Origin of the sequence: Kitasatospora sp. MBT66 (assembly GCF_000710405.2) — a bacterium.
Taxonomy (GTDB): Bacteria; Actinomycetota; Actinomycetes; order Streptomycetales; family Streptomycetaceae; genus Kitasatospora; species Kitasatospora purpeofusca.
This window is the reverse complement of sequence record NZ_JAIY01000010.1, coordinates 161,890-169,895: the sequence shown is the minus strand read 5'-3', so window position 1 is coordinate 169,895 and position 8,006 is coordinate 161,890. Positions and strand designations below refer to the sequence as shown.

Below are 8,006 nucleotides of genomic sequence, written 5' to 3'. Positions count from 1 at the left end.
CACCGAGCCGACCGCCGCCGTCGCCGAGCCCGCCACTGCGGCCGAGCCGGCCGAGGCCACCGGGCCCACCGACACGGCCGAGACCCCCGAGGCCCCGGCCGACCCCGCCGAGGCGCCCGCGGCCGCCGAGGCACCCGTCGACGGCGAGCAGCCCGCCGACGCCGAGGAGCCCGCCGAGCCCCAGGAACCCGCCGAGCCGCGCGGCCCCGCCGCCCCCGGCTACGACGAGCTCGGCCGCGAGGCCGTCCACCAGGTCATCCGCGAGCGCCGCGACATCCGCAACGGCTTCCGCCCCGACGCGATCCCGCACGAGGTGCTGATCCGCGTCCTGGAGGCCGCCCACACCGCCCCCAGCGTCGGCTACTCGCAGCCCTGGGACTTCGTGGTCATCCGCTCCGCCAAGACCCGCCGCAAGATGCACGAACTGGCCGAGCGCCAGCGCGAGGCGTTCGCCGACTCGCTCCCCAAGGGCCGCGCGAAGCAGTTCAAGGAAATCAAGATCGAGGCGATCCTCGAGACGCCCGTCAACATCGTCGTCACCGCCGACCGCACCCGCGGCGGCCGGCACACCCTGGGCCGGCACACCCAGCCGCAGATGGCCCCGTACTCGGCCGCCCTCGCGGTCGAGAACCTCTGGCTGGCCGCCCGCGCCGAGGGCCTCGGCGTCGGCTGGGTGAGCTTCTTCGACGAGGAGGAGCTGGTCCGCGAGCTCGGCCTGCCCGAGCACCTGGAGGTCGTCGCCTACCTGTGCGTCGGCTTCGTCGACGCCTTCCCGGACGAGCCCGAGCTCCAGCAGCAGGGCTGGGCGAAGAAGCGCCCGCTGTCCTGGGTCGTCCACGAGGAGCAGTACGGCAACCGCGCCCTGCCCGGCGAGGAGCCGCACAGCGTGCTCTCCGAGACCCTGCGCGGCATCCGCCCGCTGGACGCCAAGGCGCTCGGCGAGGCCTGGGACCGGCAGAAGCGGATGACCAAGCCGGCCGGCTCGCTCGGCATGCTGGAGATCATCTCCGCCCAGCTCAGCGGCCTGTCCCGGAAGTGCCCGCCGCCGATCCCGGAGCCCGCCTGCGTCGCGGTCTTCGCCGCCGACCACGGCGTGCACGCCCAGGGCGTCACCCCCTGGCCGCAGGAGGTCACCGCCCAGATGGTGGGCAACTTCCTGGCCGGGGGAGCGGTGGTCAACGCCTTCGCCAAGCAGATCGGCACCGAGGTCTGCGTCGTCGACGTGGGCGTGGCCGCCGAGCTGCCCGAAGCGATCCAGCAGGGCCGCACCACCGGCCTGCTGCCGCGCAAGGTCAAGCCCGGCACCGACGACATGACCCAGGGCCCGGCGATGACCCGCGAGGAGGCCCTCAAGGCCCTCGAGGTCGGCATCGAGACCGCCCGCGACCTCGTCGCGGCCGGCAACAAGGCGCTGATCACCGGCGACATGGGCATCGCCAACACCACCGCCTCCGCCGCCCTGATCTCGGTCTTCACCGGGCTGGACCCGGCCGAGGTCACCGGCCGCGGTACCGGCATCGACGACGCGACCCACACCCGCAAGATCGAGGTCGTCCGCGCCGCGCTGGCCCTGCACCAGCCCGACCCGGCCGACCCGATCGGCGTGCTGGCCGCGGTCGGCGGCCTGGAGCACGCCGCCCTGGCCGGCTTCCTGCTCGGCGCGGCCAGCCTGCGCACCCCGGTGATCCTGGACGGCGTGATCGCCGGTTCGGCCGCGCTCGTCGCCAAGGCGATCGCCCCCGAGGTGCTCGCCGCCTGCATCGCCGGCCACCGCTCGGCCGAGCCCGGCCACCAGGCCGCCCTGGCCAAGCTGGGACTGCGCCCGCTGATCGACCTCGACCTGCGCCTCGGCGAGGGCACGGGCGCCCTGCTGGCCCTGCCGCTGGTGCAGAGTGCGGCCCGCGCGATGCACGATGTAGCCACCTTCGACTCCGCCGGGGTCACCGAGAAGGCCTGACGCCCGTCCGCACCGCTCCGTGCACCGGCCCGAGGGCGCGCCGGTGCGCGGAGCGGCGCCGTTCCCCAGCACACCCTCACCCGACCCAGGAGCACCGCCGATGACCGCGCCCACCCCGCCCTCCTTGCCCGCCGACGGGCAGGAGGGGCCCAACCCCAGCACCGAGGGCCGCGCTCGCACCCCGTACCCGGTCGGCCTGCTGCTGGCCGGCCGCCGTGTCGTGGTGGTCGGCGGCGGCCACGTCGCCCAGCGGCGGCTGCCCGCGCTGCTCGCCACCGGCGCCGACGTGCACCTCATATCGCCGGTCACCACCCCGGCCGTGCAGGCGATGGCCGACGCCGGTGAGCTGACCTGGCACGAGCGCCGCTACCGGGAGGGCGACCTCGCCGACACCTGGTACGTACTGGTCGCCACCGACGACCCGGCGGTGAACACCGCCGTCAGCGCCGAGGCGGAGCGCGGGCGGGTGTTCTGCGCCCGCAGCGACGACGCCGCCGCCGCCACCGCGTGGACGCCCGCCAGCGGGCGCGACGCCGGGGCGACCGTGGCCGTCCTCACCGGGGACCCGCGCCACTCGGCCGCGCTGCGGGACTCGATCGTCGAGGGGCTGCGGGACGGCTCGCTCGCCGCCCGCCAGTACCGCGCCCGGGGTGCGGGGGTGGCACTGGTCGGCGGCGGCCCGGGCGACCCGGACCTCATCACGGTGCGCGGCCGCCGGCTGCTCGCCGACGCGGACGTGGTGGTGGCCGACCGGTTGGCACCGCGCGAGCTGCTCGCCGAGCTGCCGGAGCACGTCGAGGTCATCGACGCGTCGAAGATCCCGTACGGGCGCTTCATGGCGCAGGAGGCGATCAACCGGACGCTGGTCGAGCACGCCAGGGCCGGCAAGTTCGTGGTGCGGCTCAAGGGCGGCGACCCGTACGTGTTCGGGCGCGGCGGCGAGGAGCTGCTGGCCTGCGTGGAGGCGGGGCTGCCGGTCACGGTGGTGCCGGGCATCTCCAGCTCCATCAGCGTGCCGGCGGCGGTCGGGGTGCCGGTCACCCATCGGGGGATGACCCACGAGTTCACCGTGGTCTCGGGCCACGTGGGGCCGGACGACGAGCGGTCGCTGACCAACTGGGAGGCGCTCGCCGGGATGACCGGCACCCTGGTGCTGCTGATGGCCGTCGACAAGATCGGCGCCATCGCGGCCCGGCTGATCCGGGACGGCCGGGCGGCCGACACCCCGGTCGCCGTCGTCCAGGAGGGCACCACCGCCGCCCAGCGCCGGGTCGACGCCACCCTGGCGACGGTCGCCGCCACCGTCGAGGCCGAGCGGATCAAGCCCCCGGCCGTCATCGTCATCGGCGACGTCGTCAACGTCCTCGCCACCCCGGACGCCTGAGGGCAGCGGCACGAGGGGTGGGCCGGGGCCTCGGCTCCGGCCCACCCCGGGCCGCATTGCCCCAGTGGCTCCGCCTGGGGCCACCGCTCTGCCCCGGCACTTTGCAAACTCCCCCTCGGCACTTTGCAAACAGGAGCTGTTTGCAAAGTGCCGAGGAGACAACCGCAGCTCAGCGCCGTAGGGGTGGCCGTTCTCCCGCACTTTGCAAAGTCGCACTTTGCAAAGTGCGGAGGTGAGGGAGCGCAGCACCCCACCTCACTCCAACGGCTGCTCCGTCCAGATCACCTTCCCCGTGGCGGTGTACCGCGTCCCCCACCGGTCCGCGAACTGCGCGACCAGGAAGAGCCCGCGCCCGCCCTCGTCCGTGGTGGCCGCGTACCGCAGGTGCGGCGACGTACTGCTCCCGTCCGACACCTCGCAGATCAGCGACCGGTCGAGGAGCAGCCGCACCCGGATCGGCCCGGTGCCGTACCGGATCGCATTGGTCACCAGCTCGCTCAGGATCAGCTCGGTGACGAACGCCGCCTCGTCCAGCCCCCACTGCTCCAGCCGCTCCGCCACCGCCGCCCGCACCCCGGACACCGCCGCCGGGTCCGCCGGCACCTCCCACTGCGCCACCCGGTCCTCCGGCAGCACCCGGGTCCGCGCCACCAGCAGCGCGATGTCGTCCTGCGGCCGCGCCGGCAGCAGCGCCCCCAGCACGTCCGCACAGGTCTGCTCCGGAGTGCGCGGCGGCCCGCTCAGCGCCGTCCGCAGCAGCTCGAGCCCCACGTCGATGTCCCGCTGACGGTCCTCGACCAGCCCGTCCGTGTACAGCACCAGCCGGCTGCCCTCCTCGACCTCCAGCTCCACCGTCTCGAACGGCAGCACCGCGAGCCCCAGCGGCGGTCCCGTCGGCAGCTCCGGGAACACCACCGTCCCGTCCGGCCGCACCAGCGCCGGCGGCGGATGCCCGGCACTGGCCAGCGTGCACCGCCGCGACACCGGGTCGTAGATCAGGTACAGACAGGTCGCACCCGTCACGGCCGCCGCCGCCCCGCCGCTCGCCGACTCCTCCTGGTCGATCCGGTTCACCAGCTCGTCCAGGTGCCCCAGCAGCTCGTCCGGCGGCAGGTCCAGCGTCGAGAAGTTGTGGATCGCCGTCCGCAGCCGCCCCATCGTCGCGGCCGCGTGCAGCCCGTGCCCGACCACGTCCCCGACCACCATCGCCACCCGCGCGCCCGGCAGCGGGATCACGTCGAACCAGTCGCCGCCCACCCCCGCCTGCGCCGGCAGGTACCGGTGCGCCACCTCCAGCGCGTTCTGCGCCGGCAGGCTGCGCGGCAGCAGACTGTGCTGCAGGGTCACCGCCATCGCGTGCTCCCGGGTGTACCGGCGGGCGTTGTCGATGCAGACGGCGGCGTGCGAGACCAGCTCCTCCGCCAGCGCGAGGTCCTCCTCCTCGAACGGCTCCTGCCGCTCCGACCGCCAGAACCGCGCCACCCCGAGCAGCACCCCGCGCGCCTTCAACGGCACCCGCACCAGCGAGTGCACCCCGTGGGCGAGCACCCGCGCCGCGCCCTCGGGATCCTGCTCCCGCCACGCCTGCGCCTCCGCCAGCCGCGGCTCCACCCCGGGCAGCCCGCTGCTCAGCGTGCCCGCGAGCGGCGTCGACGGCACGACCTCCACCACCGTGCCCACCGGGTAGAACGGCGGATCGTCCCGCGCGGCCGACAGCGCGGCCCGCCGCATCCGCAGCAGCGCCCCGGTCGGCGGCTCGTCGCCCTCCATCACCTGCTCGGCCAGGTCGACGGTGACGATGTCCGCGAACCGGCCCACCGTCACCTGCGCCAGCTCCTCCGCCGTCCGGGTCACGTCCAGCGTGCTGCCCACCGTGACCCCGGCGTCGTACAGCAGCCGCAGCCGCCGCTGCGCCACCTCGGCCCGCCCGGTCAGCGCCAGCAGCTCGGTGGAGTCCCGCAGCGTCGCCACCGACCCGGGCGGCCCGCCGTCCCGGTCCGTGGGCCGCACGTTCACCGCGAGCAGCCGTTCACCGGCCATCACCACCTGGTCGGTGACCGCCCGCCCGGCCGCCAGCAGCTCCAGCGGCGCCGGTTCCAGGCCCAGCTCGGCCAGCGGACGGCCCTCGGCGTCGGGCGGCAGGTCGAGCAGCCGGCGCGCCTCGTCGTTGCAGAGCAGCAGCCGTCCGTCACCGCCGAGGATCAGCACGCCCTCGCGCACCGCATGCAGCACCGCCGCGTGGTGCTCGTACATGCGGGTCATCTCGGCCGGCCCCAGGCCGTGGGTCTGCCGCTTCAGCCGCCGGCTGATCAGCGCCGCCCCACCGGTCGCCAGCCCGAGCGCGGCCGCCGCCGCGCCCAGCACCACCGGCAGCTGCCGCTCGCTGGCGCTGCTCACATTGGCGATCGTGATGCCCGCCGACACCATCCCGACGATCTGCCCGTCCGGCGCCCGCACCGGCACGATCGCCTGCACCAGCGGCCCGATGGTGCCGGTGACCTCCTCGGTCACCACCTGCCCGGACAGCGCCGGCTGGTAGTTGCCGACGAACTTGTGGCCGATCCGGTCCGGGTTCGGGTGGGTGTAGCGGATGCCGTCGTTGTTGAGCACGACGATGAAGTCCACGCCCGCGTTGATCCTCGCCGCCTGGGCCGAGGGCTGGAGGACCGCGCTCGGGTCGGGGGAGCGCAGCGCCTCGACGATGCCGGGCGAGTTGGCGTAGGTCTGGGCGACCGCGACGGACCGGGTGGTGGCCTCCTGCCGGGCGTCGTTGCGGGACTGCACCACCAGGGCGACCACGGCGGCCACCACCAGCAACAGCACCACCACGACCTGCAACGCGAAGACCTGTCCGGCCACCGAGCGCAGCCGGACCGGCTTGGGCCGGGCCGTGCGGGCGTGCTGGTGCCGACCGTGTGGGCGCCCACCGGGGGAGCCGGCGGCGGTACCGGTGGATCGGGAGCCGGAAGCGGAACCGGTCGCACCAGGGTCCGACGGAGCCCAGGATCGGCCCGAAAAACGGGCCATACGTCATATTTGCACTCCGCGAGCCGACGGGCCAAGGCCACCCGCGACGAGCGTTGGGCCGGTTGGCCTTCACCGGCCCGACTTGGCAAGATCGCAGGGTGTCCGAACCCAGCACCATCACCGACCCCGCCGACCCCCGTCTCGCCGACTACACCGGCCTGACCGACGTCGAACTCCGCCGCCGCCGCGAACCCGCCGAGGGCCTGTTCATCGCCGAGGGCGAGAAGGTCGTCCGCCGCGCCCTCGCGGCCGGCTACCGGATGCGGTCGATGCTGCTGACTCCCAAGTGGCTGGACGTGATGGCGGACGTCATCGCCGAGGCCGACGCCCCGGTGCACGTCGTCGAACCCGACCTGGCCGAGGCCGTCACCGGCTACCACGTCCACCGCGGCGCGCTCGCCTCGATGGAGCGGCAGCCGCTGCCGGACGCCGCCGACCTGCTGGCGGGCGCCCGCCGGGTGGCCGTGCTGGAGGGCCTGGTCGACCACACCAACCTCGGCGCGATCTTCCGCAGCGCCGCCGCCCTCGGCATGGACGCCGTGCTGCTGTCGCCCGACTGCGCCGACCCGCTGTACCGGCGCGCGGTCAAGGTCTCGATGGGCGCAGTCTTCGCCGTCCCGTACGCGCGGCTGGAGCCCTGGCCGGCCGCGCTGGGGACGGTGCGCGCCGCCGGCTTCGAGCTGCTCGCGCTCACCCCGGCCGAGACCGCCGTGGACCTGGCCTCGGTGGTCCCCGAGGGCGGTGCCAGGACGGCGCTGATGCTCGGGGCCGAGGGCGACGGCCTCACCCGGCAGGCCCTGGCCGCCGCCGACCACGCCGTCCGCATCCCGATGGCCCACGGCATCGACTCGCTGAACGTCGGCGCCGCCGCGGCCGTGGCCTTCTACGCCGTCACCGCCACCCGCTGACCCCGCCCCTCGGCCCCCGGGGGGCGCTGCACAGGAAGTCGGCCCGACGGACTTCCCACTCCCGGGCACTCCCGCAGGCTCCCAGGTACTCCCGGACACTCCCCGGACGTCAGCCCGTCGGGGCCGTGGGCGGTGCCGGGGGCGGGGTGACCGCCGGGGTGGTGGTGGCCGAACCGGGCCAGGACTCGTCCAGCGTGCCGTCCGCCCGCAGCGCGTAGCGGGTGGAGGTGACCGCCCCGGTCTGGGCGACCCGCTCCTCGCGGACCAGCGCGCCGTTGTCCAGCCGCCAGGTCGCTGCCGCCTGCGGATCCGCCGCCGAGGAGCGCGAGGTCAGGGCCACCGGGGTGTCCCCGGTGAACGAGAAGAGCTGCACCAGGTCGACCGGCACCGACCCCTCCGAGCGCCGCAGGACGACCAGCGCCGCCGGCCCGGCCTTGTAGCGCGCCGGGAGTACGGCGCTGAGCACGACCTGCGGCCCCGGGCCGGCCGAGCGGCCGTCCCGCAGGGTGACCGCGGGGCCGCCCGCCGGATCGGCGTAGGAGCGGTTCGGCCAGTCGACCGCAGGCCCGGCGCCCTGGGCGGGCGCCAGCGCCGCGTCCCCGGCCGCCGGGGCGCCGTGGGCCGCGGCGGCCAGCGGGCTGGTCGACGGCGCGATGCCGTCCGCCGAGAGTCCCGCCCCGGCCGGGGGCGTCCCGCCGTTCGTCTGTTCCCCGGGGGCAGCGGCCCCGGC

5 protein-coding genes are annotated in these 8,006 nt (G+C 75.4%); 3 read left to right on the top strand and 2 right to left on the bottom strand.

Going from position 1 to position 8,006, the window contains the following annotated elements:
* Positions 1-1,957, top strand: a 1,957-nt coding sequence (cobT, locus tag BI06_RS25375) for a nicotinate-nucleotide--dimethylbenzimidazole phosphoribosyltransferase (protein ID WP_233290289.1), incomplete at its 5' end; no start/stop codon positions are given.
* A 100-nt stretch (positions 1,958-2,057) separates the two neighbouring features.
* Positions 2,058-3,341: a uroporphyrinogen-III C-methyltransferase gene (cobA, locus tag BI06_RS25370; protein WP_078880306.1), complete on the top strand. Its 1,284-nt coding sequence runs from the start codon at positions 2,058-2,060 to the stop codon at positions 3,339-3,341.
* Between the two features lie 255 nt (positions 3,342-3,596).
* On the opposite strand, the gene BI06_RS25365 is transcribed toward cobA, so the two are convergent.
* Positions 3,597-6,368 (bottom strand): SpoIIE family protein phosphatase, encoded by a 2,772-nt coding sequence (locus BI06_RS25365; RefSeq protein ID WP_082558673.1) that lies wholly within the window; start codon positions 6,366-6,368, stop codon positions 3,597-3,599.
* Between the two features lie 98 nt (positions 6,369-6,466).
* Between BI06_RS25365 and BI06_RS25360 the strand changes: the two genes are divergently transcribed.
* Positions 6,467-7,276 carry an RNA methyltransferase gene (locus BI06_RS25360; RefSeq protein ID WP_043471868.1) on the top strand — a complete coding sequence of 270 codons (810 nt, stop codon included), beginning with the start codon at positions 6,467-6,469 and terminating at the stop codon, positions 7,274-7,276.
* A 109-nt stretch (positions 7,277-7,385) separates the two neighbouring features.
* Here BI06_RS25360 and BI06_RS51170 read toward each other — a convergent pair.
* On the bottom strand, positions 7,386-8,006 hold a 621-nt coding region (locus tag BI06_RS51170; RefSeq protein WP_107113405.1), incomplete at its 5' end, for a hypothetical protein.